Origin of the sequence: Paenibacillus sp. FSL R10-2748, assembly GCF_038005565.1 — a bacterium.
Taxonomy (GTDB): Bacteria; Bacillota; Bacilli; order Paenibacillales; family Paenibacillaceae; genus Paenibacillus; species Paenibacillus polymyxa_B.
On record NZ_JBBOTK010000002.1, the window covers coordinates 332,719 to 359,622 of the forward strand.

Sequence of the window (26,904 nt, forward strand, 5' to 3'; positions counted from 1 at the left end):
CTGCCTGCATAGGCGAGAAATACACTCCTATATTATCATTATCTGTCACAGATTGCACGTGAAAAGTGTGTAAATCTCCAAGAAATTTTCATACTGTCTGATCGGTTAGCGGCTCATGGGATGATCCAAATCTACATGTCCCATTAAGGACTCTAAAGATTGACCATCTACGAGCAAATCCAGCGTTTTGACTTCCTTGAATTGGAACATCGTTTTCTTCAAGGCATCGATAGCCAATTCCTCGCCGCCAGCTCCCAATCGAGCCTCGTCCGGCAGGGAAATATCAAAAGTCAATGCACCGTTATCTAATTTGATCTTATGCACGGAAATTTTCTCGGACCACAACGGGATAAGAGCAGAATCCCCACTCTTTTGCAGAGCTTCAAACGCTTTTTGCAATTTTTCCAGCTCGCTTGGATAGGTAATTTCCTTTTTCTGTTCTTTCAAGCCGTTCTCTTGTGTATCCGTATAGTACACCGTAATCTGCTGTGTTTGTCGATCTCCTGAATTTTCCGTGTCCGTCTTGGTCTTTGTAGGCTCTGTTGACGGAGATGCAGGTGTTTGACTCGCCCCATTATTTTCAGCAGATTGAGCCGAAGGTTCAGGGGTCGTCTGTTCAGGTGTACTATTTTGTGCATTCGAAGTTTGTGTTTCCTGAGATGGAGTCGCAGGAGCCGTTGTTTGCTTAGAGGCACACCCTGCACCTGCAATGGCAAACAGTGCCAGCAGGCCTGCAATTACGATTTTCTTGTTCATATGTCCCCCTCCTTGCTTGACGTTGACAAGCGATTTGTTGAAGATCTATTTTACGTCGAGATACTCTGTGATTCCATCTGCAATCCCTTGAGCTACCCGGTTTTGAAAATCTTCATCAAACAGTGTGGCTTCCTCTTTTGCATTACTCAGATATCCTACTTCAAGCAGTACGGCTGGCATAGTCGTTTCCCGAATTACATGGAAATTGCCATAACGAATGCCTCGGTCTGTCAGACCCGTCGCAGGAGCAAAGTACTTATGCATAACGTTAGCGAACGCTTTGCTTGCACTACGCTGGTAATACGTCTCTGTACCGTTGGAAGCTGAGCTACCGCTGCTGTTAGCATGAATGGACACGAACACGTTAGCATTAAGGTTTTCAGCTACTTTTACGCGCTGTTTAAGCTCCAAGAATGTATCATCACTGCGTGTCAGCACAACCTCAAGCTTGGGGTTCTGCTTTAATATGCTTTCTACTTTCAGAGCCATAGCTAAGTTGAAGGTCTTTTCATAATTTTTTCTTGAAACACCAACTGCTCCAGAATCTTTTGCTCCATGGCCAGCATCAATAACAACGACCTTTTTACCATTGCTGTTAGTTGGTGATGTCTGCGTGTCATCCGGCTGTGAGCCATCTGGTAACGTTGCGTCTGGCGTGGTATTCACAGAATCTTTGGAAGCCAGATCGACGATAACACGATTCGAACCATCATTATATGCGGTATAATTCATGGCATGTTTCAAATCAATAACAACGCGCACCGTTGAAGGTTCCTTTTGGAATAAAGCATAACGGATACCGGACACATCCGCTTCATTCTCAATGTCCAGCGAACCATTTAAGTTGCTATCCAGCTTTTGCTGCTCTCCGAAATTGTCAGCAAACGCAGTCGCTGGCAAATCCACCACTACCCGATCAGGGCCTGCCATCGTAAACGCTTTCGGCTTGACGGCACTGGCTGTTGTGATGGTTAAACGGTTTTGGCTGAAACTAACTCCCTGCACCTGTGTAACACCTGAGTTCGCATTATTCGTTGGTGCAGTAACACTACCAGTACCTGTACTGTTATTTCCGGACTTGGGAGGTGTAAATTCCCCGTTTCCAGACCCGCTACTGCGGGTATATAATTTTACGGACTTGGAGCTGCTGTCCCATTTTACGTCCAGTCCCATTTGCTCGCCGATAAAACGAAGCGGTACAAGGGCATAATTGGAACGCAGCAGAGGCGAAGCATCCAGACTAATGTCGCTTCCATTGACAGTCGCCGTCTTACTTCCGATTATCATTCGGATCGAGGTACTGTCTTTCTCAATCGTTATGGTTCGCGCCTGCTGCTTCCATGTCACGTCATATCCCAAATTTTCAGAAATTACGCGTAGCGGGACCATTGTACTTCCGCCAATTACTTGTGCCTTAGCACCACTAGGGACACTTAACTGTTGATCGTCGAGATAGATTTGTGTTCCACTCGAAGCCGCATGTCCATAACCCGGAACCGCCCACATGAAGACAAATAATAACAACAAAAAACCAAATTTCTTCATTCGTCACCCTTCCATTCATAATTTTTTTGCCACATGCTCCGGTGCGGCGACCTGATATACGCGCTTATGTAATATCAGACAACCTTATAGACGTTATCTCACACCAAAAGTTGCGAATATATTCCATCATAACAGAAATATACGTGCCAAAGAACTATTTTTGTCGAATTTTGACTAAAAATATAGATCATTCGCTTTCCATCAAAAGTCACAGCCAAAAAAACTAAAAAAGCTACTTTTCACCCCATGAATTTTCATTAAAAGGTGGAAAGTAGCTTTTATTGTAAACATCCTTAGTTAAGTGATTCAGTTGCTCCTGTGCCTGTTCCAAGATACTCCTTCAACCCATCGACAATACCTTCGGCGATCTTTTCCTGTGTTTCTTCTGTGAACATGGCTGCTTCATTTGATAGATTACTAAGGTAGCCACATTCCAGCAATACAGCGGGCATTTGTGATTTTCTCGTCACCACATGGTTTGCCACCCTGATGCCATTATCCTTAAATCCGGTAGCCGCTACAAGATATTTATGCATCGCCTTTGCCAGTGCCAAACTGTCCTGGCGTGCATAATAGGTTTCAGAGCCATTGGTTTTTCCTTTATCTGAAGCTAGCATACTATTACCATGAATGGATACAAACACGCTTGCCTGTTGACTATTAGCCAGTTGTGGTCGTTCATCCAGCGTGGGATACGTATCTCCATTGCGAGTCAATACGATTTGAATGTCAGGATCATTTTGTAGAAGCTGCTCGACCTTTAACGCTACCGCCAATGTAAATTCCTTTTCATGTCGCCCAGTCACACTACCTGCCCCAGGGTCCTTGCCACCATGTCCGGGATCAATGACGACGATTCGCCGTCCTTCGACATTCGTTGGTGTTACCACTACCGGATTCACACTACGCTCACGCAATTGAAGGGTGATATCGCCTAGGCCATTGGTTGAAAGATCGTAATCACGTGCTTGATTTAAAGCAATGACAATGCGTACGCCCCCATTTTGTCCATCTGTGGGAGCAAATCTAATTTCCTGCACATCCTCGCCGTCACTATTCGTCAACGCCCGCGTGCCATCGGTGCGAATCGGGAACGGCTGAAGAAAATCAGTCGCCAGTGAAGCCCCGGGTAAATCTACAACAATACGATCATTCCCCGTCATTTTGGATACTTTAGGGGTAACATCTTTGTTCAGAGAAATCTTTAACGTTTCACCCTCAAAAGTAATATTTTGTACAAGCAACGCATTTGCTGTGGTCTGTTCTGTATTTTGCTGCTTGGCTGGTGAAGATGCGGCTTCAGTATGCTTGTCTGCTTCAACTGGATTTATTGTCGTCGCTGTTGCTGAAGACGTTTTATTGGTGCTTGTTGTACTCTGTGTTGACGTTTGCGACGATGGTTGGGATTGAGACTGTTTACTCGCTTGTTGAGTTACAGCCTTTTGACTGAGATTTACGGATTTACTTTTATTATTCCAATCTACTTTTAGCCCCATTTGCTCCCCAACAAAACGCAATGGGACCATGGTCGAGCTTCCCCGAAGCACAGGAGGTGCATCCAGACTAACTGTTTTTCCATTCACATCAGCCGATGTACGGCCTACATACATGGACATATCGGTACTATTTTTTTGAATTGAGATTTTATAGGATTGTGGTTCCCACTTGAATTGATATCCAAGCTGCTCCCCAACCACCCTTAGCGGTACCATGATTTTTCCATTGACCATTTCAGGCTTGGCATCTGCAGGCGCTTCCACCCTTTTGCCATCTAAAAACAAATCTGCTCCAGCCGCATTCGCATGAGGGGAGGACGGCCACAACCAAATCAAGATAGCCGCTAGTATCACCCAACCATATTTCTTCATTCTCATTCCCCTAACTTATATATGTATTTTTTGGTATTTCTCACAGACACAGTCCTTCAATCATTTTACATTTACAATACCATGCTGAGTCGAACCGTCAACCCCTTATTTTCCAATTTATTTTTTGAGCATGATAAAAGCCCGCAGGCAAAAGTAATGCCAGTACGGGCTTTCTGTCTAACAAATGAGCTAGCTATATGACTACGTATTGAAACTGAACTGGGAATTAACCCTATGCGCCTTGTTTCGCAGCACGTTTTTGTTCATAAGCCAGAATTTCAGATTCATGCTGGAGTGTCAGGCCAATATCGTCCAAGCCTTGCAGCAGGAACTGGCGGCGATGTTCATCCAAATCGAATTCAATTTTCAGACCATAATCGTCAGTGATCGTTTTATCATTCAGGTCGATGTTTAATTGGTAGTTATCATGCTGCGCCGTGCGCTGAAACAATTCCTCTACTTGCTCTTCAGACAGCTTGATCGGCAATATACCGTTTTTAAAACAGTTATTATAGAAGATATCCGCATAAGACGGAGCAATTACGCAACGAAACCCATAGTCCATAATCGCCCACGGCGCATGCTCACGTGAGGAGCCACAGCCAAAGTTAGCGCGAGAGATCAGCACAGACGCCCCTGCATAACGAGGCTTGTTCGGTTCAAATTCAGGATTGATATTGCCCGCTTCATCAAACCGCCACTCGTAGAACAGAAACTGTCCAAAGCCCGTACGTTCAATTCGTTTCAAAAACTGCTTAGGAATAATAGCATCTGTATCCACGTTCACCCGATCCACAGGTGCTACAATTCCTTTTAATGTTGTGAAAGCTTCCATCGTAATTCCTCCTCTGTATCCTAGCGGACTACTTCTTCCTGCTTGAATTTCCAATCCCGTACATCAACAAAATGTCCATGAATCGCCGCAGCGGCTGCCATTGCTGGAGATACCAGATGAGTCCTTCCTCCGCGTCCCTGACGACCTTCAAAGTTACGATTAGAAGTCGATGCACAACGCTGTCCCGGTTGCAGTACGTCTGGATTCATCGCAAGACACATACTGCATCCCGCTTCACGCCACTCAAATCCTGCTTCTGTAAAAATGACGTCCAGCCCTTCTTCTTCAGCCTGAATTTTCACACGCCCCGAACCTGGTACGACGATGGCCGTTACTTTGTCAGAAACCTTGTAACCTTTGGCAACCTCAGCGGCTGCACGCAAATCTTCAATCCGCCCATTGGTGCAGGAGCCGATAAACACATAATCAATCGCAATATCCGTAATCGGAGTACCTGGCTTCAAATCCATATATTCAAGCGCTTTTTCAGCTGCTTTACGTTCGTTTTCGGTTGGCAGTTCTGCCGGAATCGGTACAGTTGAGGAAATATCTGTACCCATCCCCGGGCTGGTGCCCCAGGTTACTTGCGGAATCAAAGCATCTACGTCAAACTCCAGCACGACATCAAACTCAGCGCCTTCATCTGTGACAAGCTCTTTCCACTCAGCAACCGCTTGCTCGAAAGCAGCTCCTTGTGCTACATGTTGACGTCCACGCAAGTAATTGAAGGTGGTTTCGTCCGGTGCAATCATTCCTGCTCTGGCTCCGCCTTCAATGGACATGTTACACACAGTCATGCGCTCTTCCATGCTCAATTCGCGGATAGATTCACCTGTGTACTCAATAACATAACCTGTGGCGAAATCTGTACCGTATTTGGCAATGACACCCAAAATCATGTCCTTTGCTGTCACACCAGGTTTGCGGCGGCCTACAAAGCGAACTTCCATCGTTTTGGCTTTAGCTTGCTGGAGACATTGTGTTGCCATTACGTGCTCTACCTCACTGGTTCCGATACCAAAAGCGAGTGCTCCGAACGCCCCGTGTGTGGAGGTATGGCTATCACCACAAACAATCGTTTTGCCCGGATGAGTCAGACCAAGTTCAGGCCCCATAACGTGAACGACACCTTGATCCACCGTATCCAGATCATACAGTGTAACACCGAAATCACGGCAATTTTGAGTTAATGTATCAATCTGCTGCTTGGAAATCGGGTCCGTAATATTGTAACGGTCCTTAGTCGGCACGTTATGATCCATCGTTGCAAACGTAAGCTCTGGACGACGCACCTGACGACCGCTAAGACGTAATCCTTCAAACGCCTGCGGCGATGTTACCTCATGTACGAGGTGAAGATCAATGTACAAAATACTCGGCTTTCCCGCTTCCTGATAGATGACATGGTTATCCCAAATTTTCTCGAACATGGTCTTTTTACTCATCATTATTCACCCCTGTGTTTTTCGAACCTAGTGGAGAGAAGCTAACGGCTCTCTCTTGAATGTCAATAATATACCACGGGATGTTTGATTGGTCTAAGATATGATATCTATAGAAGTGATAGGTTAAGGCTATAAGGATGGATACTATGAACTCTGTCGCCTTTTCTAAGGTACTGCCAGTTATTACATTAAGGATTTGTTTGAATATTCATACTGCGAAAGCTGAGTCAATTATATATTCTCAGATAATGTTGACAATATAAGGAATAAACTTGTACAATTAGGAAAATATTTTGTTTGGATTCCATTCTTCGTTGGTAACAAGGATATTGGAAATCGTAATAAGAATCATCTTAGCGATTGCTATAATGGTTCTTTTTTTCCTCTACTTTTGCAAAACTGTTCGTATTTGATTTTGTTAGCTCTCAATAACTATATAAAGTATAAAACGAAATATAGTTATATAATTTGATATAAATTACAGGCAATTAACAACGGAGCAAGAATTTTATGAATATCATCATGATGCGTTTTGTTGCAACAAATAGAAAACTGACTACGAGATTCAGCCGAAGATAACATTCACATCCTAAAAGGGAGTTGGAATGATGAAACAAAATGGAATATCCGTTGAAAACTACACTCCAATTTTGATTGTCGGTACGGGGATCTCAGGGCTTACTGCTGCTTATTATTTGTCGAAAAATAATATTAAGTACACGATTGTAACAAAAAAGAATGCACCCAAACAAAGCAACTCCTTTCTTTCAGCCGCAAATACTCGGGTTCCATCAGAGAATGAAGTTAACAATATTATTAATCTTACTATTGATAAATGTGGAGCAGATCGATCAGTAATTGAAGCGCTATATAGGAATTCCAACATAATTATAAATTTCTTCAAAGAATTAGGAATTCCTTATGAGAAAACATCCTTTGGTATCATGCCTGAATGTTTGATTAAATCACATGGGGGAAAGAAATTAATCAATTGTTTGTTACAACATATTGAACAACCGATGTGTAATAAAATTTTGATTCATTTGGAAAAGTACGATCAAGGAATTATCGCAATATTTTATGACACACAATCAGATCAATTTATCAGAATATTTACAAATTATTTGGTATTAGCTACGGGAGGATATGCAGGACAATTCTGTTTCAATGATAATTCGCCGGGTTCAACTGGTGAAACGCTTATCTTAGCTAAAAAAATAGGTGCAAGATTAAAGGGAATGTCTACAGTAATGTGTCATCCTTGGTCTATATATAACGGAAGGCAAATTTTATTGGGCGGGGTTGTATCTTTGAGTCAAGGGAAAATAATAGATGAGGATGGAGTTCAATTATTAAAAGATAAGTATATTTGTGATGCAATTGCTCGAGATGATTACCACGAAATGATTGATGAGATTTTAAAATTCCAACTTGAATGTATCAAACAAAAAAAAGACATGTACTTGGATATGAGCCATGCTGATGAAAATGTTTTAAATGAAAAATTCAAAAAATATGGATTTAGTCCTAAGGTAGTTAAAAATAAAAGAATTAAAATTACACCAACGATGCACTATTCTTCAGGAGGAATCGAAATCAATGCTAATGCTGAGGCTATAAACTTGAATCGTGTTTTTGCTACTGGAGAAGCTCAATTTAATGGTGATCTTGGTATAGGAAGAATCCCTGGGCAAGCATTCGCATCGGGGATCGTTTTTGGTAAATTAATTGCGGACAAAATAGCTAATGAAGGTGTTTTCAATACTCAATATCAAACTTCATTTAAAGATCCACCTGAAACGATGCATCTGTATTCAAAAGAAAATAATGACTTTCCGATTGAAGAGTTTCAGAAAAAGTTGTCAACTCTGATGATGGATTTGATCGCTTCCAATCCACCTGTGGTTTCTCTTTCATTCCTTAGAAAAAAAATACAAGAAAGTCAAAACATCATATTAAGTAGAGCAAGAGGATCAGGAAAACGATACGAGGATATTTTAACATTGTCTTTTGGATATTTTGTTGCAATGGAAATTATAGAAGATCTTGAAGCAAAGTCAGGCTTGTTGAGTATCCAAAAATAGGATAAAAAGAGTCGCCTTTTTGGCTAATGGAAAGTACCACCCAACCATTCCAAAAAGAGGCGACCCTCATGGATTAGCCTAGGGCCGAACGGCGAACCTTATAGATTCCTCGGGAACTAATGTGGCTATGCTCAAGAAATTAAATTCAACACGCTTTAGTCATTATGACCAAAAGGATAAAAAGCACAGGGCTAAACAGCAATTCGAAAAAATGCCGGTGGGAGCTTAAGAATCTTTATAAATGAATTAATTTTAAGATGATTACCAGCAAAATGAACAATGCCAATACAGCAGCTATCGATGTCCAAACTCTTCCGGTGATTCCCTCGTAGTCTCTTTTCATTTCCCCCACACGTAACGCCTCCTTTACTTTAGGGTACTATACTCCATAGGCTATGCGAGGTCTTGGTTAAAGGAAGGGCTTCTTAACAAAAAAAAGCTCCGCCGACCAATTAAGGTCAGCTGAGCTTTTTGATTTATTTAGAGTATTCACTTACATCGAACGTAAGGATACGATCAAACAGCATGTAGTCCTTGCGGCTGCTGAATGGGCCTTTATTGTTATCGTGCTTATTGATTGCGTATGAAGCTGATCCAGAACCAGCCTGTTTGTTTTCGTACCACGAGATAAAGTCATTAACCTCTTTCATGCTTAGGTCAAACTCTTTTTCCAAGCCTGTTGTCATAGTGACCACCAATATTGCACGATCTCCAGTAGTTGGCTCTGGATCAGGTTGACTGCCTCCTCCTCCTAGTGGAGTTGCTGAAGCTTCATTGGAGTATTCTGAATCCACACCATTTACTTTAGCACTCACAACAAAGTAGTATTTCGTTCCATTGGTCAGACTTGGAATGATGAAGTTTCCATAGGCATCTTTTGTTGCTGTAGCAGTTTCAGTGTATTTACCTGACTCCGTTCCGTATTTAACTGTATAGCTTTCTGCATTCTCTATTTGATCCCATTTTAAAGTAACCTTGCCGTCTCCAGCTTTTGCTGTAAGATTAGCGGCAGTATTAACATCTACTAATTTACCATTTTTATCAATATCAATTGCATCCAAATCATAGTGACCCCCGGTAAGCTGTGGTACAGTAATTGTTACATTATGTCTTCCTTCTGGTAGTCCTGTTTTTTCATATGATAGATTTTGTCTTAAAAGCGTTCCATTTTGAGAAAATACTTCATCAATATTATCTATTGTAATTTGCACATTAGTTGGTCTATCTAGGTATCTTGTACCAATCAGTCTCAGTTTTGTTCCATAGAATGAGAACTTAATCTGCGCTCCCGATTGGGTCGTATATTTTGAAGTGCTGTATAACAGATACTACGGTAATACATTCTTTAGAATGTGTCTAAACATAAACTTGCTAATCTATAAATATAATCAATATATTTGCATATTTATTTTTTATTGGGTATTAAAAAGGACTCATGCCAGCTTCTATACTGGTTGAGTCCTTGTTTTTTTTACAATAAACCTCACTTTAGTCCCGATCTTCATACTCATCTAACTGATGACTTACCCATGATCCTGCTCCCCGGTTATCACTAGGCTTTATGTATCTGATATCAGCACCTGCGCCACCTTCTGCACACATTGCCATTGGCGATTCATCGCGATCATATCCCTTTTTCGTCGGATAGCCCTTGAGCGATTCCTTCCTGTTTTCTTCGGCTCCATCCCGATCAATTGTACACACCGCAGAATGTCCGGCTGCTATTGCATCCCCTGTTTCTGGATAACGTGAGCTTGGGAACTCCAGCGTATACCCAACTGCTGCTTGTTGGTTGATTGCTGCCGGTTCAGCATAAACACCCTGTACGGAAAAGATAGCTGCCAGTAACAATACGATTAATCCTTTTGCGATTCCTTTTATCATACGACCCTCCATAGTATTTAATCTTCTCAATACTATATTGGGAGACATGTCGAAGTATCGCGTATATTGTCACATAATAAAAAGGACTCATACCAGTTTTCGGGCAGAGCTCATTACTCCAGAAATTAAAAACCACATTTAAACTTATTTTTGAATATATAGACATTAATGTTTAGACTCCCTTTTTCAATTTTGTATGATTACTGAGCAAATAAACAAAAAGGGGATTTATACATGAAAAGAAAGCTCAATTTAATTTTATGCTTCACTTTACTTATTACTATTTTCCTCCCATTGTCATCAGTGAGTGCCTATACGGGAGGTTATGCCAACGGAAAAAGTGTTGATGCAATGATACCTGACATATATTTTATAGGAAGACCCCATGCAAGCAAAGCAAGTACAACACTTATAACAGATAACAATGAAGAAACAAACTATTTACTTCCTAAAGATAAGATGGTTATGATTGATTTAGGTACAGATAGAACTATTGATTCTTACAAGCTTAAAAGTGATTCTAAAAATTTAAGAATTAGTTTCTACGACCGAGACACAGGTTATATAGGCATATTTGAAACCAACGTAGGAAATGGAGAACTGAAGAAGCTTCCAAATGAAAAAAAAGTAGAACGCGTTAGATTCGTCACTCTTTATTCACTTAGTGGTGAAGACATAAATATAAGCGAACTTGACTTTTTCAACAGTAAAGATACAGTACCAGCACCGGAACCTTCTCCAACACCAGATCCTAAACCGACACCTGAACCAACACCGACGCCAAATCCAACACCAAGTCCTGAGCCTAATCCGTCTGAACCTACTGAGCCGACCGAACCAGCACAACCAACTGGCGACCGAGCTATTCTGACTGTAACAATGGACAATGGACAATGGATTTGATAAGGAATTCGATCTAAGTAAAAAAGAACTCAGTGCATTCATTGCTTGGTATGACGCTAAAGATGCTGGTAGAGGCCCTTCATTCTTTGCTATCGATAAACACAATAACAACAAAGGTCCATTCAGCAACCGTAAGGACTATGTAATATTCAATAAAATACTCACATTTGAAGTAAGCGAGTATTCAACAAAATAATAAACAACAAAGGACTTCATACTGGTTACATACCAGCGGAGTCCTTTTTCACATCTACTCTAAATTCAAATTGATTCGGAAGAAATAAGATTCGTTAATCGGAATCGATTCAGGTAAAAACTTCTCTACGGGGCCTCTATATAATCTAAAGTGTCATTTATGTTCTTCATTCGGTTGTTTTAGAACAAGTAAGAGTTTTTTAATCTCAATCAGTTCGCCTTCGATCCGATGAAGGTGGCTCTGCATATCGTCAATCTCTTGTTCGGCTTTGTAGTTGATCGCGAAGTCAATGATCGATTCATGCTTATCCCTTGCAGCTTGGCGGTTCTGACTCATCATAATGACCGGAGCCTGAAATGCTGCAATAAAGGACAAACACAAGTTCAACAAGATAAATGGAGGTTCATCGAAATGAAAGCGAGTAAACGGCAAGCTGTTCAAGAGTATCCAGAGGGTCAGAAAGATAGCGAAATAAGTAATAAATCTCCAGCTACCGCCGAATGATGCAATCCGATCTGCAAGACGATCTTGCCAGCTTGTCGTTCTTTGGTACGCTTCATCTAAATGAGAAAGAATGCTATTCTCGTAACTATCGACTAGCCGATCAATACGACGGGTATTTTCCTGATTCAATTCAATATCAAAGCCTTGAATATGAGCAGCACTTTTATTTTGCTGTTTTTTTTGAAAAAAATTCATTTTTGACATGTCAACTGCCTCCTTGTTTTAAGGCAGTCGGGCCCAATACTAACCCGTAGGGGAGGAATAGCAACCATACTCAATTATGGTATCTAGTTTTAACCCGACTGCCAATAGACTCCCTGGTTCTGGATCCGGTTCAGACGAACTTCGACTACTCATTGAATGGTTCAACCCCTCTCCCCTTAACATGTTGTGGGCTCCATATTTTACTGATCACACTGGAACCAAATCATTGCCAATACTACAACATTGAAATAAAAACGCCCCTCAGCTAACTGAAGGGCGTCGTTCTGCATGCAGGATAAAGCATACAAATATCCGATTCCCCCAAGTCGAGCTTTAGCACTATACGACGTAAAAGAACCAAAGTTCTTTAGCCACATTAAGAAGAGCCTTAATCCGGCAATTCCTGTTATACCCATTGGCATCTTTCGATGTTTCCGGGCAGTGGCTTATGTTCATATAGGAGCCTCACCTAACGAGGACATCAATATTTCCTTAGCAAGCATACTGCTGTCTAAATGTGCTGTCAAACCCAAATATATTTGCTATATTCCACATGTGTTTGTGCCTGGTGACAGCCACGCTGGCACTCCCCCTTATAACGCAAAAATAATAAGTCGTGGGGCCGCAGTTGCGGCAAACAGATGGTCTAAAACTTACATCATATCATCACCCAACGGTTTTACTACATATACTCTTACCTGGCTTAATGCAGCAGCAAATAGTTCTATATCCGACTTTAACACTTTATATGTATGGTTCAAGCTGATCACCTCAGATAGTTATTCTGCCGTGTGTGGTAATTCCTGCACTAAAGAAAGCTCTGCCGACCATCAGGTTAGCAGAGCTTTTTCTTTAAAATCCTCCAATGGTAACGTTAGGCTGAATACTATGGTGGTGGTTAAAGGCTTGGTCCGGCATAGTAACAATAAACAAAAAGCTAGCCGCGATGACTAAAAATACCATTTTTTTGAACATTGTTTTCCCACACCCTTTCAATAAAATTGAAATACTCAGCTTTAGTTTCAGGAACTGCATGGGCTTGAAAACGAACAAACAACCCCATACAGTTTATAAAGTAAGTTTCATTATTTATTATATGTGACTTTACCATTGCATTCATCAAATATTTAAAGCCATCAATGTACTTCCCTCGGTATAAATAATAAAAACCTAATTCGTAACCAAACCACGCGATATAATCCGGTATCACTTGTCGGGTATACATATCATCTGATGATGGTTGCTGTGAAAAAGTCGCAATTAGCGTTTCAAATCGTTTGAGTATATTGTCTACATCTATGCTAAACTGGTTTGCTGCGATTATAACATTCAGCAGTTTTGAAAGCTTTTCATTCTCGTTAGCGGCTGATGTTGTAGCAATATATTCAACATAATCGTTCAGCAGGCTTATTTCTCCTGACAACAGCTTATATACGTAAGTATTTCCTACCGCCCACTGACTGAACAGGTTTACCCAGTGTTTTGTATCCTCGTCATCCTCTTTAACCCAGTCTAAATCCGCATAGGCGTATGTATATTGTAGAGCTTGTTGATAATCGCCTTGGGCTTCACAAACACTAGCACACAACAAATCGGCGTAAGCAATGTATCCAAATAACGGATTTCTGGTTTCCTTTTCATGCTCCCTGTTCTTTCGATTCTTCTGCTGATGCTTTATGGAATATTGTACTTCAGCTTTCCCTCTCATTTGCCTTGCCATTTCCTCAACCTTGTCCCACTTACGCAAAGACCTGTACACATTAGCCAAATCCTTTAACGCATCAAGTTGTTCTAAATCATCTAGGCGCTCGACATAAGGCTCAAATAGTATAGCTGCCTTGTGGTTGCGGCTTTGGTCGTCACCAATCTGAATCGTGAATATACGATATTGACAGACTGCCAATCGTTCTGAATGTTGATATTTCTCCGCTTCAGCTACCCCCTCATAGAGCAGCAATGCAGCCGCATGTCTTCCCTGCGCCAACAATTCTTCTGCAATTTCAAATAGCTTGGGTGAATACAGTAGATTGTCCATGATGGCTCCCACCACTCGACGGATTGCATCCAACTTGTCCAACTCCGCACAGCGAAACAAAAATGGCTCGATTCGTCTCATATTCGGAGGATGGTCGATGATGTAGTTTTCTATGAACAAGTCATAAAAGTGACCTTCCGGTAACCCCATAGCCTCGGTAATGCGATCTATCTGGTTAACAGACATAGATTTATTGCCTGACACTATGCTACTTACTATCCCCCTATTCATGCCCGCTATATGCCCAAACTCCATCATGCTCAAACCTTCTTGTTTTAGATATTGTTCCAATTCTGCTCTAATCGTGGGTGTAACTTTCATAGATAAACCACCCTCCATACAGAAGTACCAATATTTATATATTATTGCATTCTATTGTTGTCCATAATTTAACAGTTGTCAATAATTTTTATTTATTTGCATCGAATGTCGAAGTATATAAAATAAGCAGTTCCAAAGAGTCACTCTGCATTGAAGTCAAATAACCCTGCCACTGTTACCGGTGAGACTTATGTTAATGGAAATATAATCCTTCAAAAAGCAGACACTTACATTGATCTGACTGTACAAAAGTACGGAGGGTTACTTGCTGAGTGGGACTACAAATGATTGGTGATATTATGCTACTCTATAAATAAGCAAATAATTTAATCAAGAGGTGTAATAATGCGGTTTCATGAATTTTATATCGGACAAGTATTTAAAACCAAGTCTTTAAAATTAACTAAAGAGGATATTACCAGATTTGCAAGGGAGTTTGACCCGCAATATATGCATTTAGATGAAGAGAAAGCATTACAAGGTAGATTTAATGGAATTATCGCTTCAGGAATTCAAACATTAGCTGTTTCTTTTAAGCTTTGGGTTGAAACAGGCAGTTACGGTGATGAGGTTATTGCTGGAACTGCTATGAATAATATTAAATTTATTAAACCAGTATATCCAGGCGACGAATTGTACACCATTGTTGAAGTGATTGGAGTAAAAGAGATGAGGAATGGAACAGGACTCGTTACTGTATTGCTGTCGACTTTCAACAACAAAGAGGAGCAAGTTTTTGAAGGCGATTTATCCGTTCTGGTTAAACAGTAAAGTTTCATAAAAAATCAATTATTACAAGTTTGAAGAGGTCCATGCATTTTAGCACGAACCTCTTCTCTTTATTCTAACGTGGCTTGACTTGCGGCTTCATGTTCAGCCACACGTTGCAGTAATTCCTACTAAGTCTTCATTTGACGACCTTGACGTGCCCTTCTACAAACTGAATATCGCATAGATTCTACATCTTGAACCCGTACTTTTCCACCATTTTGGATAACATATCTATGCCTTCTGGAGTTCGACTAGCATTTCCGTCCAATGTAATAATAATAAATTGATATTGCAAATCATATAAATGAATAATTTACTATAAATCTCTGAGATTCGCACTGTGCTATTTTAGTATAGAGGGCTTTGAGAATGACATTTACTAATCTCAGCCCATAGTTTGTCATTCAACTGCTTTTGTATTGGATCTGGACAAACAACGCGATGGAACGAGAAGCATCATACAAACCATAGAGGTATAGTTGCTTCAAGAGCGGTCTAATCTATGTAAAATTTTGGTTCAGTGTAATGAATTTCACATCTTTCCGGGTCAACCTGTTCTACCATAGAAGGGTGATACGCCGTGCTGGGCAGACCACTTTGGTCGGGACGGTTACGTCTTGTTCTAAACCAGCTACACAGGCTGTCTGGCATGCGCGGCAAGTACGCCTTTATTTTGATTCGAAGCGGAGTGTCCAGATGTTGAATACCGAATTGGAATACCGTGAGCGCATCAGGAAGTTGGCCGTGTGTATTGTCAAGCACTACCGGGGAAAAGGACCGGACAACGTCAAGGTTTCACTGGATTCGCCGCTCCGGATTACGGTAGAAATTCGAGGTACATTGTCTAATTTGTCCGAAATTCTCGTTCATGAAGGGGCTGAGGACAAGGTCAGGGAATATTGGGACGTCCTTCGTCCCTATCTAGAAAAGGAGTTTATGAACGAAGCCGAAAAAACACTCGGCAGTCCCTTCACTTATACTTGGGAGGTCTGCCCCTCCGTCCATGGAGACGGACACATTATCATTACTCTAGAACTACAACACATACACCGGTTGGATTAGCGGGAAGGAGCTTGTCTCCTCGCTCGCGGATAAGCCAGTACAGGATGCAGCGTAAAGCGGCATTTTTGTATTGGCTTTTTTTATGTTACGAGTTTCATCTATTTCATATAAAAGAGGTGCTGCACTTATGGCAGACAAGGTATTGACCGTATGTCCCTACTGCGGGAGCGGTTGTCAGCTTCATTTGCTGGTGGAAAAAGGACAGGTAATTGGCGCAGAGCCGGCTGGTGGTCGTACGAATGAAGGAACACTGTGTCTGAAAGGACACTATGGATGGGATTTTTTGAATGACCCGCAAATTCTGACTGCACGCTTGCGCAAGCCCATGATTCGCAAAAATGGAGTTATGGAGGAAGTCGAGTGGAAGGAAGCCATTCAATATACTGCCGAACGGCTGTCAGCAATTAAGGAAAAATACGGACCCGACTCCATTATGGGAACGGGCTCCGCACGCGGTCCGGGTAATGAAGCCAATTATGTCATGCAAAAGTTCATGCGAGCGGTCATTGGCACGAACAATATTGACCATTGCGCTCGTGTATGCCACGGCCCTTCTGTAGCAGGTTTGACTTACTCGCTCGGAGATGGAGCTATGTCCAACTCTATTCCTGAAATTGAACACTCTGATCTCATTTTCGTGTTTGGATATAATGCACCCGAAACACATCCGATCGTCGCAAGACGCATTGTAGCTGCCAAGCAAAGAGGCGCCAAAATTATTGTATGCGATCCGCGCATGACCGAAACAGCTCGTATTTCGAATATGTGGCTACCCTTAAAGGGCGGTTCGAACATGGCTTTGGTGAACGCTTTTGGTCATGTACTTGTGCATGAAGGACTGTACGACAAACGATATGTTGAAGCAAACACAGAAGGCTTTGCCGAATACGTAGACAGCATTAAAAAATATACTCCCGAATATGCGGAAGGCATTACGGGGGTCAAGGCAGCCGATATCCGGGCGGCTATGAGGGAATATGCAAAGGCTCCTACCGCTACAATTTTGTACGGAATGGGCGTATGTCAATTTTCACAGGCCGTTGATGTGGTAAAGGGGCTCGCTTCCCTTGCACTGTTGACTGGAAATTTGGGCAAGCCGAATGTGGGTATCGGACCAGTACGGGGACAAAACAATGTACAGGGGTCCTGTGATATGGGCGCTTTGCCGAATGTGTATCCTGGCTATCAGGATGTAACAGATAACACAGCTCGCAAAAAGTTTGAAAAAGCATGGGGTGTTGAGCTGCCACGTAAAAAAGGCTATCCACTTACGGAGGTACCACACCTCATTCTGAAGGAGAACAAGCTGAAAGCTTATTACATTTTTGGCGAGGACCCTGTACAAAGCGATCCGAACGCCGCCGAGTTGCGTGAAGCCCTAGACCAATTGGAATTTGTCGTGGTTCAGGATATTTTCATGAACAAAACAGCGCTGCACGCCGATGTCATCCTCCCTTCTACTGCCTGGGGTGAGCATGACGGCGTATATTCTTCGGCAGATCGGGGCTTTCAGCGCATCCGTAAGGCCGTTGAGCCACAGGGTGATGTAAAACCAGACTGGGCTATTATTAGCGAGGTTGCTACCGCCATGGGCTATCCTATGTCCTATGCAAACACAGAAGAAATTTGGGATGAAATGCGCAGTCTCAGCCCATTATTCTCCGGTGCCAGCTACCAAAAAATGGAGCAGCAAGGCGGCGTGCAATGGCCCTGCCCTACTGAGGATCATCCAGGTACACCGTATTTATATAAAGGAAATCAATTTTCGACACCTAGTGGCAAAGGCAGATTATTCGCCTGCGAATGGCGTCCACCACAAGAACAACCGGATGCAAAATACCCGCTTGTCTTGTCCACAGTCCGTGAGGTAGGTCACTATTCCGTTCGTACCATGACTGGCAATTGCCGCGCGCTGCGCCAGTTGTCTGATGAGCCTGGCTTTATTCAGATTAGCCCAGAAGACGGAGCAGATCTGAATATTCTAGATGGCGAAATTGTTGCTATATCCTCTCGCCGGGGACGCATCATGGCACGGGCACAAATCAGTGACCGTGTGCAACAAGGTGCGACCTACATGACCTATCACTGGTGGGTTGGAGCATGCAACGAGCTGACCGCTGATTTTCTCGATCCGGTATCCAAAACCCCGGAATTAAAATACTGTGCCATCCGTCTGGAACGGATCGCCGACCAAGCGCAGGCTGAACGTGATGTACATGAATCGTACCAACGGATTCGCAGACAGATGAACGTCCAGGAAGCTGTTTTGGCTGATAAGGTGACGAGATGAGCGGCACAGGGAATATGATGCACCGTCCGACAGATACCCGGTCAGCTTCGACGAGTAGAATGGGAGCAGCCAGTAGAACAAGCGCTGTTGCTTCTTCTTTTGTAGTCGCGGACGCCGGACAGTGCATCGGCTGCAAAGCCTGTGAACTGGCGTGCTTCGCCGTTCACAGTCAGGCTAACGGCATAGGAGCTTCGGTCGGAACCGTCAGCGTACCTGTTGTACCCAAGGTGTATGTTGTACGTACAGGGGAAATGTATGTGCCGGTGCAATGCCGGCATTGCGAAAATGCCCCCTGCGCACATGCTTGTCCGGTACAGGCCATTCGTCAGGAGGACGGCGTCGTCATGATAGATGAGGAACGATGTATCGGCTGTACCTCCTGTGTTTTGGCCTGCCCCTTCGGGGCAATTGAGGTGTCTCCGGTCTACCGGGCAGGACACGTTGTAACGCAGTCCGGCCTGACTCACCGTGCAAATCGAGTCGCCCTTCCCCGCACCGCAGCAAGCAAATGCGATCTGTGCGCGGAAACAGAGAACGGACAGCCTGCATGTGTAGAGGCCTGCCCGAATCATGTCCTACGGCTGGCCAAAGGTATATCCGACTCACCTCCAGAGCCTCGGCGGGAAGTCTTTTTCCCACGCCTATAAGGCCAAAATCAGCCGCAGAAAGGTAGAAAACCATGTCAACCACAATAGACAAGATCTCCTCGCCTCCTTGTATGAAGACGACTGATTGCACAGACCCTGTCATTCATATTGACCCTACGCTCTGCACAGGATGCAGACGTTGTGCTGGGGTTTGTCCAGTAGATGCCATAGAGGGATTGCCCGGAGAACCGCAAACCGTTAATGCAGACCGATGTGTTATTTGCGGTCAATGTGTACAAATATGCAGCGTATACGCATCTGACTGGGCAGGTTCATCTTCACAGGAAGGCGCCGCTAGACGGCTGGAACGTATCCAAGAACGCGATATGCCTGCCGACATCAGAGAGCCACTATTCGCTGCCTATTATAGCTACAACTTGAATAAGGTAGCCGATATGATGACCAAACCTGGACAGTTTCGGATCGTCCAATGTGCTCCAGCCATTCGTGTTTCACTCGCGGAGGAATTCGGAATGCCGTTCGGCACCTTGACGCCTGGGAAAATGGCTGCTGCTTTACGCCGCCTTGGCTTTGACCGGGTATACGACACCAACTTTGGAGCTGACGTGACCATCATGGAGGAAGGCACTGAATTGATTCGTCGCGTGACCGAAGGCGGTCCCTTACCCATGTTCACATCCTGCTGTCCAGCATGGGTCCGATTTGCAGAGATTGAATATCCCGATCTGCTAGACCATCTATCCAGCTGCAAATCTCCGATGCAAATGTTAGGAGCGCTAATCAAATCTTATGGCGCACAACTGGACGAGGTGGAACCTGCGAATATATACAGCGTTGCCATCATGCCCTGTACTTGTAAACAATTTGAATGCGATCGTCCCGAAATGGAATCTGACGGTTACCGTGATGTGGATGAGGTACTGACCACGCGTGAACTTGCATACTGGATCAAGCAGCGCGGAATTGATTTTGCGAACCTGCCTGATGAAGAATTCGATTCACCGTTAGGACAATATTCAGGTGCAGGCTCCATTTTTGGAGTCACTGGAGGAGTCATGGAAGCTGCCATCCGTACAGGTTACGAGCTGCTGACAAATGAAAAACTGCCGAAGCTCCAGCTCGATTTTGTACGTGGTGAGGAAGGCATTCGAGTAGCTGAGGTTCAGGTAGGCAAGCTGCAGCTCAAGGTAGCGGTCGTCGCCGGGCTACAACATGCCTATCAGCTACTGGATCGTGTCCAGGCGGGCGAATGTGATTATCATTTTATTGAGGTGATGGGCTGCCCTGCTGGATGTATCAGCGGAGGGGGACAACCTAAGCTCATGTTAGAAAAGCAACGAATTGAAGCTTATCGTGCACGTAAATCCTCCATTTATGGACATGATGCTGCACACCAGGTACGAAAATCGCATGAGAACCCTCACATCATCAAACTTTATGATGAATTTCTAGGTGAGCCGCTGGGTCATGTGTCGCATCATCTGCTGCACACCACCTTCCAACAACGGGGGCCCGGCAAGCAAAGCCGCAGCAACACTATTTCCATCAAAGGGGATGCGGATTACTCCATTCATTAATACATTAAGTTATTTTTATGCTGTATACATTATTTTTGTCGTAAGTTAGAGAGGAGTCGAATTGTATGAACCGTTTTGTTTTAGCTGATCCCGATCAATGTATCGGCTGTCGTACCTGTGAAATCGCATGTGTCATCGCACATTCAGCGGAGAACCCTTTTATCTCGCCGGATGATGAGTTTCATTTTCACCCTCGTCTGAAGGTTATCAAATCATTTGGGGTCACTGCACCCGTTCAGTGTCGTCACTGTGAGGATGCTCCATGCGCCAACGCTTGTCCGAACGGCTCTATTACGAACGCAGATGGCTGCATTCTCATTAATAGCGAAAGCTGCATTGGCTGTAAAACCTGCATGATCGCCTGCCCTTACGGCGCGATTAACATGGTACCCGAGTATCGAAACGGGCAGCCTGTCGTGCAGGATGGATTGTATACCAATATGTCAGGACGCTTGCAACCCAAAGAGCGCATGATTGCCAGCAAATGTGATTTATGCGAAGGCGTGGACGGCGGTCCGGCCTGTATTGGTAAATGTCCAACACAAGCCCTCAAGCTGGTCGAGCCAGATCTGGTTCATGCCCGGGTTGAAGAAAAACGCGCTGCAAGTGCACGTCAGCTACTGCATATGACACGCATTCCGGCAACGGGTCTATGACCGAAGGTTTCCCTCTGTCTACAAATACGCGAACCGAGCGGGATGCGCTAGGAGAGATGGAAATTCCCGCAGATGCCTTTTACGGTATTCACACCGCACGCGCGATGAACAATTTTGCGGTCAGTGGCAGACCCGTGAACCAAAACCTGATCCACGCTCTTGTGTTGGTAAAAAAAGTAGCCGCTCAAGTGAATGGTGAGCAGAAACGGCTCCCTGCCCAACGGGCCTCTGCCATTGTAAATGCCTGCGACGAAATACTCGCCGGGAGGCACCAACATATGTTTACCGTGGATGCCATGCAAGGCGGCGCAGGCACCAGTACCCATATGAATGTAAATGAGGTCATTGCTAATTTGGCCATCGTACAGCTAGGAGGCAGACCAGGGCAGTATGAGATTATACATCCTCTGGATGATGTGAACTGCTGCCAGTCTACGAATGATGTCTATCCCACAGCGCTACGAATTGCAGCAATACGGCTGCTTCGGCCTTTATGTGACACGATGTCTTCGTTACAGGATGCTTTACAGCACAAAGAAACGGAATATGCTGACCTGCTCAAACTAGGCCGCACTCAGCTAATGGATGCCCTGCCCATGATGGCCGGGCAGGGCTTTGGTGCCTACGCAAAGGCTATAGCGCGCGACCGCTGGCGTCTCTATAAAGCTGAAGAGCGGCTGCGGGAAATCCCTATTGGAGGCACGGCGATTGGCACAGGTATGAACGCGCCCCGCGCTTACAGCTATCGGATGGTCGAAAAGCTGGCGGATGAGACTGGTTTTGGACTGAGTCGCAGCGACCACCCGATGGACCCGATTCAAAATATGGATGTCTTTGTGGAGGTGTCCGGTCTACTCAAATCAGCCGCCGTGAATCTGTACAAAATATCTGGCGATTTTCGCCTACTGGCCTCTGGTCCTTTCGGTGGTATTGGCGAATACACGCTGCCTCCAGTTCAGGCCGGATCCTCTATTATGCCTGGCAAGGTCAATCCGGTAATAGCTGAAATGGCAGGACTAACAGCCATGCGTGTGATAGCCGAAGATGCGGCTATCACTATGGCCGCTGCCTCCGGTCAGTTGGAACTAAACGCATTCCTGCCGCTGATTGCCGAATCGCTGCTGGAATCGCTACATATTCTGAACAGCGCGGTTCGACTATTCGAGGAAAGATGCGTACGCGGCCTGATCGTGCGTGAGGAACGCTGCACTACAAATCTGCGTAACTCAGCCGTGATGGCTTCTGCGCTGGTCGCGGAGCTTGGCTATGATGAAGCTGCCTCCATTGCATCTGCAGCCATTGTGCAAGGTCGCACACCAGAGGATATTGCAGAAGATCGCGGCCTACTGACCCGTTCGAGGATTGACCAATTATGCCATCCCTATACAGTAACCAAACCCGGAATTCCGGGGCAGGAAGAAGGAACTCACCATGGGAATGAATGATACCCCTCGTAGCAACCGACCACATATTGTCCTGCTCGGTCGCCGCAACGCAGGCAAATCCAGCATTCTGAACACCCTGACGGGTCAGCCCGTCGCTGTGGTATCTCCTGTAGGAGGAACGACCACGGACCCCGTTTTCAAACCGATGGAGCTGCTCCCAGCGGGTCCCATTGTTCTGGTGGATACCGCCGGACTGGACGATGAGGGTGAGGTCGGGGAGCTGCGCCGCAACAAAACGCTAGAAATACTTAATAGTACAGACTTGGCCTTGCTCGTTATCGACGCCACCGTTGGAGTCGGACCATTCGAGCATGAGCTACTCGAAAAGCTCCGCAACAAAAAGATTCCTGTTATTGGGGTATTGAATAAGGTAGATACCCTTACTGAATCAGATAAAACGGCTACAAAGCTGGCAACTGAATTGGATCTCACCCTAATTCCTTTCAGTGCATCTTTGCTCCGGGGAGACACGGAACTGAAAAAGGCTATCACGAATACTCTCCCCCAAAACGAGGATCGTTTCCGTATCGTCGGTGACCTGTTGTCACCCGGCGATGTTGTTGTGCTGGTCGTCCCAATCGACAAAGCTGCACCAAAAGGCCGATTGATCCTGCCACAGCAGCAAACAATCCGCGATACACTAGAGAGCGATGCCATCGCCGTAGTGACCAAAGAACATGAACTACGATTGACGCTGGAGAGATTGGGGCGCAAACCTCGCTTGGTCATTACCGATTCACAGGTTTTTATGAAAGTAGCGGCCGACACGCCCAAGGATGTGCCTCTTACCTCTTTTTCCATCCTGTTTGCCCGTCATAAAGGCGATCTGGACGAACTGGTACGAGGTGCAAGAGCCATTGATCGCCTCAAGGATGGAGACCGTGTACTCATTGCCGAAGCCTGCACTCACCAATGCCAATCTGACGATATTGGTCGAGTGAAAATTCCCCGCTGGCTCCGCCAAACGATAGGCAAACGTCTCATCATCGAGCATGCATCCGGCTCCAGCTTCCCTGATGATCTGAGCGAATATGCACTGGTTATTCATTGCGGTGCATGCATGCTCAATCGGCGTACGATGCTTCATCGAATGTCGGAAACGAAAGCTGCCGGAGTGCCGATTGTGAACTATGGTATTTTCATCGCTTATGTACAGGGGGTCTTTCCCCGTGCTATTGAATGCTTCCCATCTGCTATGCTGGCATGGGAGCAAGCTGTAGAAGCCGGCAGTTATTCCTAAAAGACCTTATCTCGTCATTAATATTTTTTTCCAGATACACAAAAGCAGTCGCGCTGATTCCAACGCGACTGCTTTTTATTTTCAAGTTCTATTATAAATCATGAGAATTTTCATAGTGTGAAATGATACTACGAATAATATAAATTACTAAAAATACAAATCACGCTCGCCTGCTTCCAGTCGCTCCAGTCTGTCAAGCGTCAAACGGCGCGTCGATTCACGTGGTATACGCTCCAAATTCTCTCGTAGAGCGGCAGCTCCCAGTTCACGCGCCTCCTCATCCCCATAATCCAGCAGATATTCTTGGAAGGTTAGCAGCGAATTCGGCTGGCACACATTATGAATTTGTCCTGATTTGGCAAGCTCCATGAAACGATCTCCAGTTCGCCCCTCACGGTAGCAAGCTGTGCAGTAGCTCGGCATATATCCACCACGGCACAAACTTTTAATAATTTCCGATGGTGAGCGATGATCCCCTACCTCAAATTGAGGCTTATCATCAGTTTCCTGTTTTGCATATGCCCCTACGCCTGTAGCTGAACCTGCACTAATCTGCGACACGCCTAGACCAATGACACGATCCCTATATTCCGGCTCCTCGCGTGTGGACAGGATCATACCAGCATAAGGGACAGCCAGTCGAAGAACGGATACAATTTTCATAAAATCCTCATCGTTGACCAGGTACGGATATCGCTCCAAGTCTACATTTTCAGCCGGACGCAATCGTGGAACTGAAACCGTATGAGGGCCACACCCAAAGGCTTCTTCCAAGTGCTCGGCATGTTTCAGCATCGCTACGGTTTCATAGCGGAAATCATACAGACCGTACAACACACCGATCCCCACATCATCTATACCCGCACGCATGGCTCTGTCCATTGCGGTGGTGTGCCAATCAAAGTCCCGCTTTGGTCCCTGCAGGTGGAATTTACGATAGCTTTCCCGATGATACGTTTCCTGAAATAAAATATACGTACCAATGCCTACCTCTGCCAGCTTCCGATAGTCCTCCTCGGTTGTGGATGCAATATTCACATTGATCCGTCGAATGCTGCCGTTATCTACCTTGACCTCATAGATCTGGCGCAGACAATCAACGATATAGTCAATGGGACAATGGACTGGGTCTTCCCCCGCTTCCAGCACGAGCCGCTTGTGTCCCAGTTCTTGAAGCACTCTAACCTCCTGTACCAATTCCTCCGGTGTCAGACGGCTACGAGTAAAGCTGTCATTGGTATGTTTATAACCACAATATTCACAGTTATTCACGCAGTGGTTGCTTACATATAAAGGGGCGAACAGCACAATTCGGTTGCCATAAATTTGTTCTTTGACTGCCCTCGAAGATTTGAACATCTCTTCCAATAATTCAGGATCATCCACATGCAAAAGAGCCGCCGCTTCACTCGCACTCAGTCCCCGGCAGGCTCTCCCCTTTTCTAAAATTTCTAAAATACGGCTTCGATCTGTTGCCTCTTGTTTCCCCTGCTCCACTGCTGCCATAATCTCTGCTTCATTAATAAAATCCGCCGACACTTTCTCCCGTACTCCACTCACGTATACCCATCTCCTTATTTATGGTTACTGCAATGTTTCCGTTGTGGCCTCACAAAGTTTCCTGTCTCATAAGTTGTCGTTGCACCCTCAAACTATCGCCGCGCCCCATATCGACTTCAAATCCCGCTCCGCGAATCCGCAGCTCCAGGCAATGTCGACATTGGGCAGACTCATCGCCCAAACATATTTTGTTCTCATAAATCGCATACTTAGGTCTCACCGCCAGTGGCGACAAATTGGGCATCACCACATTTGCCCCTGCCTGAAGCGCCTTCTCCCTGCCTTGGGGATGAATCGTTCCCATTGCCGTGGACGCCGGAATAAGTGCATCTGGAACGACCAATCGGGATAACGAAATAATATCCAGTGCCTTTTCCATGCTCCCCTGACTGGCATCCCGAAGCGGCGTGTTGCTATGCGGTAAAAAAGGGCCAATCCCGATCATATCTGGTGATAGGCTGTGTAAATAGACCAAATCGTCTGCTAATTCACTATTCGTTTGTCCTGGTAACCCCACCATACATCCGGCCCCGATCTGAAAACCGATTCGTTGTAAAGCCAGCAGACGGCTGCGCCTGCTTTCCATCGTCATCGTCGGATGCAGCTTGGCGTACAAACGGGGGGAAGCTGTCTCATGCCGCAGCAAAAAACGGTCCGCGCCCGCCTCGTATAATTGCTCATAAGTTTCATCATCCCGTTCACCGATGGACAGTGTAACCGCCACATCCGCAAAACGGCTTTTAATTTCGCGAATCAATTTCGTCAGCCGTGCCGCTGTAAACCAGTAATCTTCCCCACTTTGCAGCACAAAGGTCCGATAACCGAGTTCATACCCCTCCGCACAACAGGCCAGAATTTCTTCTGGCTGCAAACGGTAACGATCTGCCTGTTTATTCGAAGCGCGCAGCCCACAGTACATGCAGTCCTGACGACATATACTGGAGAATTCAATTAATCCCCGTAAAAAAACACCTTTGCCATAGCGCTCCAATTTGGTGCGAGCTGCCAGGTGGCGCAGTTGAGCCCGAAGCGTTGGCTCATCATCCAGACGTGTCAGCAGCTCCATCATTTCCATATGCGTCCATTCCTTGCCGTCAGCCAGACGCAGTAATAAT

General features: G+C 44.9%; 19 protein-coding genes, 2 pseudogenes and 1 riboswitch. Of the genes and pseudogenes, 10 read left to right on the forward strand and 11 right to left on the reverse strand.

Features of this window, described 5'->3' with window-relative positions; translation table 11 throughout:
- Positions 1 to 105: 105 nt before the first annotated feature.
- The 5 genes from NSS66_RS08040 to leuC all read right to left on the reverse strand — a co-directional run bounded on the left by NSS66_RS08040 (position 106) and on the right by leuC (position 6,449).
- The gene (locus tag NSS66_RS08040; protein WP_023989082.1) at positions 106 to 756 is read right to left on the reverse strand and encodes a GerMN domain-containing protein; all 651 of its coding nucleotides are present in this window, start codon (positions 754 to 756) and stop codon (positions 106 to 108) included.
- A gap of 45 nt (positions 757 to 801) precedes the next feature.
- The gene (locus tag NSS66_RS08045; RefSeq protein WP_023989083.1) at positions 802 to 2,301 is read right to left on the reverse strand and encodes an N-acetylmuramoyl-L-alanine amidase family protein; all 1,500 of its coding nucleotides are present in this window, start codon (positions 2,299 to 2,301) and stop codon (positions 802 to 804) included.
- Between the two features lie 293 nt (positions 2,302 to 2,594).
- Positions 2,595 to 4,169, reverse strand: a complete 1,575-nt coding sequence (locus NSS66_RS08050; protein WP_075154373.1) for an N-acetylmuramoyl-L-alanine amidase — start codon at positions 4,167 to 4,169, stop codon at positions 2,595 to 2,597.
- Positions 4,170 to 4,401: 232 nt separating this feature from the next.
- Positions 4,402 to 5,004 carry a 3-isopropylmalate dehydratase small subunit gene (leuD, locus tag NSS66_RS08055; RefSeq protein WP_013310633.1) on the reverse strand — a complete coding sequence of 201 codons (603 nt, stop codon included), beginning with the start codon at positions 5,002 to 5,004 and terminating at the stop codon, positions 4,402 to 4,404.
- Positions 5,005 to 5,024: 20 nt separating this feature from the next.
- Positions 5,025 to 6,449 carry a 3-isopropylmalate dehydratase large subunit gene (gene leuC, locus NSS66_RS08060; RefSeq protein ID WP_013310634.1) on the reverse strand — a complete coding sequence of 475 codons (1,425 nt, stop codon included), beginning with the start codon at positions 6,447 to 6,449 and terminating at the stop codon, positions 5,025 to 5,027.
- A gap of 605 nt (positions 6,450 to 7,054) precedes the next feature.
- Between leuC and NSS66_RS08065 the strand changes: the two genes are divergently transcribed.
- The gene (locus tag NSS66_RS08065) at positions 7,055 to 8,533 is read left to right on the forward strand and encodes an FAD-binding protein (RefSeq protein ID WP_226887761.1); all 1,479 of its coding nucleotides are present in this window, start codon (positions 7,055 to 7,057) and stop codon (positions 8,531 to 8,533) included.
- Positions 8,534 to 9,009: 476 nt separating this feature from the next.
- Here NSS66_RS08065 and NSS66_RS08075 read toward each other — a convergent pair whose 3' ends face one another.
- Both NSS66_RS08075 and NSS66_RS08080 read right to left on the reverse strand, forming a co-directional pair.
- Positions 9,010 to 9,744: a fibronectin type III domain-containing protein gene (locus NSS66_RS08075; protein WP_226887760.1), complete on the reverse strand. Its 735-nt coding sequence runs from the start codon at positions 9,742 to 9,744 to the stop codon at positions 9,010 to 9,012.
- Positions 9,745 to 9,978: 234 nt separating this feature from the next.
- Positions 9,979 to 10,417 (reverse strand): annotated as a pseudogene (locus tag NSS66_RS08080) (NucA/NucB deoxyribonuclease domain-containing protein).
- A gap of 837 nt (positions 10,418 to 11,254) precedes the next feature.
- Between NSS66_RS08080 and NSS66_RS08085 the strand changes: the two are divergent.
- Positions 11,255 to 11,516: pseudogene (locus tag NSS66_RS08085) on the forward strand (hypothetical protein); the annotation flags it as partial.
- Between the two features lie 153 nt (positions 11,517 to 11,669).
- Here NSS66_RS08085 and NSS66_RS08090 read toward each other — a convergent pair.
- Both NSS66_RS08090 and NSS66_RS08095 read right to left on the reverse strand, forming a co-directional pair.
- The gene (locus tag NSS66_RS08090; RefSeq protein WP_049828342.1) at positions 11,670 to 12,224 is read right to left on the reverse strand and encodes a DUF1003 domain-containing protein; all 555 of its coding nucleotides are present in this window, start codon (positions 12,222 to 12,224) and stop codon (positions 11,670 to 11,672) included.
- Between the two features lie 311 nt (positions 12,225 to 12,535).
- Positions 12,536 to 12,708: riboswitch (M-box (ykoK) riboswitch) on the reverse strand.
- Between the two features lie 453 nt (positions 12,709 to 13,161).
- The gene (locus NSS66_RS08095) at positions 13,162 to 14,580 is read right to left on the reverse strand and encodes a helix-turn-helix domain-containing protein (protein ID WP_028540680.1); all 1,419 of its coding nucleotides are present in this window, start codon (positions 14,578 to 14,580) and stop codon (positions 13,162 to 13,164) included.
- Between the two features lie 345 nt (positions 14,581 to 14,925).
- Here NSS66_RS08095 and NSS66_RS08100 point away from each other — a divergent pair, with 345 nt between their 5' ends.
- From NSS66_RS08100 to hydF, 8 genes are all read left to right on the forward strand, one after another.
- Positions 14,926 to 15,351, forward strand: coding sequence for a MaoC family dehydratase (locus NSS66_RS08100; protein WP_028540679.1), 426 nt, complete (start codon positions 14,926 to 14,928; stop codon positions 15,349 to 15,351).
- Between the two features lie 696 nt (positions 15,352 to 16,047).
- Positions 16,048 to 16,413 carry a hypothetical protein gene (locus NSS66_RS08105; protein WP_013310644.1) on the forward strand — a complete coding sequence of 122 codons (366 nt, stop codon included), beginning with the start codon at positions 16,048 to 16,050 and terminating at the stop codon, positions 16,411 to 16,413.
- A 127-nt stretch (positions 16,414 to 16,540) separates the two neighbouring features.
- A complete protein-coding gene (fdhF, locus tag NSS66_RS08110; protein WP_028540678.1) occupies positions 16,541 to 18,703 on the forward strand; it encodes a formate dehydrogenase subunit alpha in 2,163 nt (720 codons plus the stop codon).
- The gene (locus NSS66_RS08115; protein WP_023989098.1) at positions 18,700 to 19,350 is read left to right on the forward strand and encodes a 4Fe-4S dicluster domain-containing protein; all 651 of its coding nucleotides are present in this window, start codon (positions 18,700 to 18,702) and stop codon (positions 19,348 to 19,350) included. Before fdhF ends, NSS66_RS08115 begins: the two co-directional genes overlap by 4 nt.
- A gap of 32 nt (positions 19,351 to 19,382) precedes the next feature.
- Positions 19,383 to 20,888, forward strand: coding sequence for a [FeFe] hydrogenase, group A (locus tag NSS66_RS08120; RefSeq protein ID WP_340958737.1), 1,506 nt, complete (start codon positions 19,383 to 19,385; stop codon positions 20,886 to 20,888).
- A gap of 65 nt (positions 20,889 to 20,953) precedes the next feature.
- Positions 20,954 to 21,544, forward strand: coding sequence for a 4Fe-4S dicluster domain-containing protein (locus NSS66_RS08125; RefSeq protein ID WP_028540676.1), 591 nt, complete (start codon positions 20,954 to 20,956; stop codon positions 21,542 to 21,544).
- Positions 21,541 to 22,989, forward strand: coding sequence for an aspartate ammonia-lyase (locus tag NSS66_RS08130; RefSeq protein ID WP_076159271.1), 1,449 nt, complete (start codon positions 21,541 to 21,543; stop codon positions 22,987 to 22,989). The genes NSS66_RS08125 and NSS66_RS08130 overlap by 4 nt, the downstream gene beginning before the upstream one ends.
- A complete protein-coding gene (gene hydF / locus NSS66_RS08135; RefSeq protein ID WP_053325645.1) occupies positions 22,976 to 24,229 on the forward strand; it encodes a [FeFe] hydrogenase H-cluster maturation GTPase HydF in 1,254 nt (417 codons plus the stop codon). Before NSS66_RS08130 ends, hydF begins: the two co-directional genes overlap by 14 nt.
- Positions 24,230 to 24,376: 147 nt before the next feature.
- Here hydF and hydG read toward each other — a convergent pair whose 3' ends face one another.
- Positions 24,377 to 25,789: a [FeFe] hydrogenase H-cluster radical SAM maturase HydG gene (gene hydG / locus NSS66_RS08140; RefSeq protein WP_069079746.1), complete on the reverse strand. Its 1,413-nt coding sequence runs from the start codon at positions 25,787 to 25,789 to the stop codon at positions 24,377 to 24,379.
- Positions 25,790 to 25,838: 49 nt separating this feature from the next.
- Positions 25,839 to 26,891, reverse strand: a complete 1,053-nt coding sequence (gene hydE / locus NSS66_RS08145; RefSeq protein ID WP_226887778.1) for a [FeFe] hydrogenase H-cluster radical SAM maturase HydE — start codon at positions 26,889 to 26,891, stop codon at positions 25,839 to 25,841.
- Positions 26,892 to 26,904 lie beyond the last annotated feature (13 nt).

Coding starts and splice junctions, on each gene's coding strand:
- NSS66_RS08040 (WP_023989082.1), bottom strand. CDS start 756: ATGAACAAGAAAATCGTAATTGCAGGCCTGCTGGCACTGTTTGCCATT.
- NSS66_RS08045 (WP_023989083.1), bottom strand. CDS start 2,301: ATGAAGAAATTTGGTTTTTTGTTGTTATTATTTGTCTTCATGTGGGCG.
- NSS66_RS08050 (WP_075154373.1), bottom strand. CDS start 4,169: ATGAAGAAATATGGTTGGGTGATACTAGCGGCTATCTTGATTTGGTTG.
- leuD (WP_013310633.1), bottom strand. CDS start 5,004: ATGGAAGCTTTCACAACATTAAAAGGAATTGTAGCACCTGTGGATCGG.
- leuC (WP_013310634.1), bottom strand. CDS start 6,449: ATGAGTAAAAAGACCATGTTCGAGAAAATTTGGGATAACCATGTCATC.
- NSS66_RS08065 (WP_226887761.1), top strand. CDS start 7,055: ATGATGAAACAAAATGGAATATCCGTTGAAAACTACACTCCAATTTTG.
- NSS66_RS08090 (WP_049828342.1), bottom strand. CDS start 12,224: ATGTCAAAAATGAATTTTTTTCAAAAAAAACAGCAAAATAAAAGTGCT.
- NSS66_RS08095 (WP_028540680.1), bottom strand. CDS start 14,580: ATGAAAGTTACACCCACGATTAGAGCAGAATTGGAACAATATCTAAAA.
- NSS66_RS08100 (WP_028540679.1), top strand. CDS start 14,926: ATGCGGTTTCATGAATTTTATATCGGACAAGTATTTAAAACCAAGTCT.
- NSS66_RS08105 (WP_013310644.1), top strand. CDS start 16,048: ATGTTGAATACCGAATTGGAATACCGTGAGCGCATCAGGAAGTTGGCC.
- fdhF (WP_028540678.1), top strand. CDS start 16,541: ATGGCAGACAAGGTATTGACCGTATGTCCCTACTGCGGGAGCGGTTGT.
- NSS66_RS08115 (WP_023989098.1), top strand. CDS start 18,700: ATGAGCGGCACAGGGAATATGATGCACCGTCCGACAGATACCCGGTCA.
- NSS66_RS08120 (WP_340958737.1), top strand. CDS start 19,383: ATGTCAACCACAATAGACAAGATCTCCTCGCCTCCTTGTATGAAGACG.
- NSS66_RS08125 (WP_028540676.1), top strand. CDS start 20,954: ATGAACCGTTTTGTTTTAGCTGATCCCGATCAATGTATCGGCTGTCGT.
- NSS66_RS08130 (WP_076159271.1), top strand. CDS start 21,541: ATGACCGAAGGTTTCCCTCTGTCTACAAATACGCGAACCGAGCGGGAT.
- hydF (WP_053325645.1), top strand. CDS start 22,976: ATGGGAATGAATGATACCCCTCGTAGCAACCGACCACATATTGTCCTG.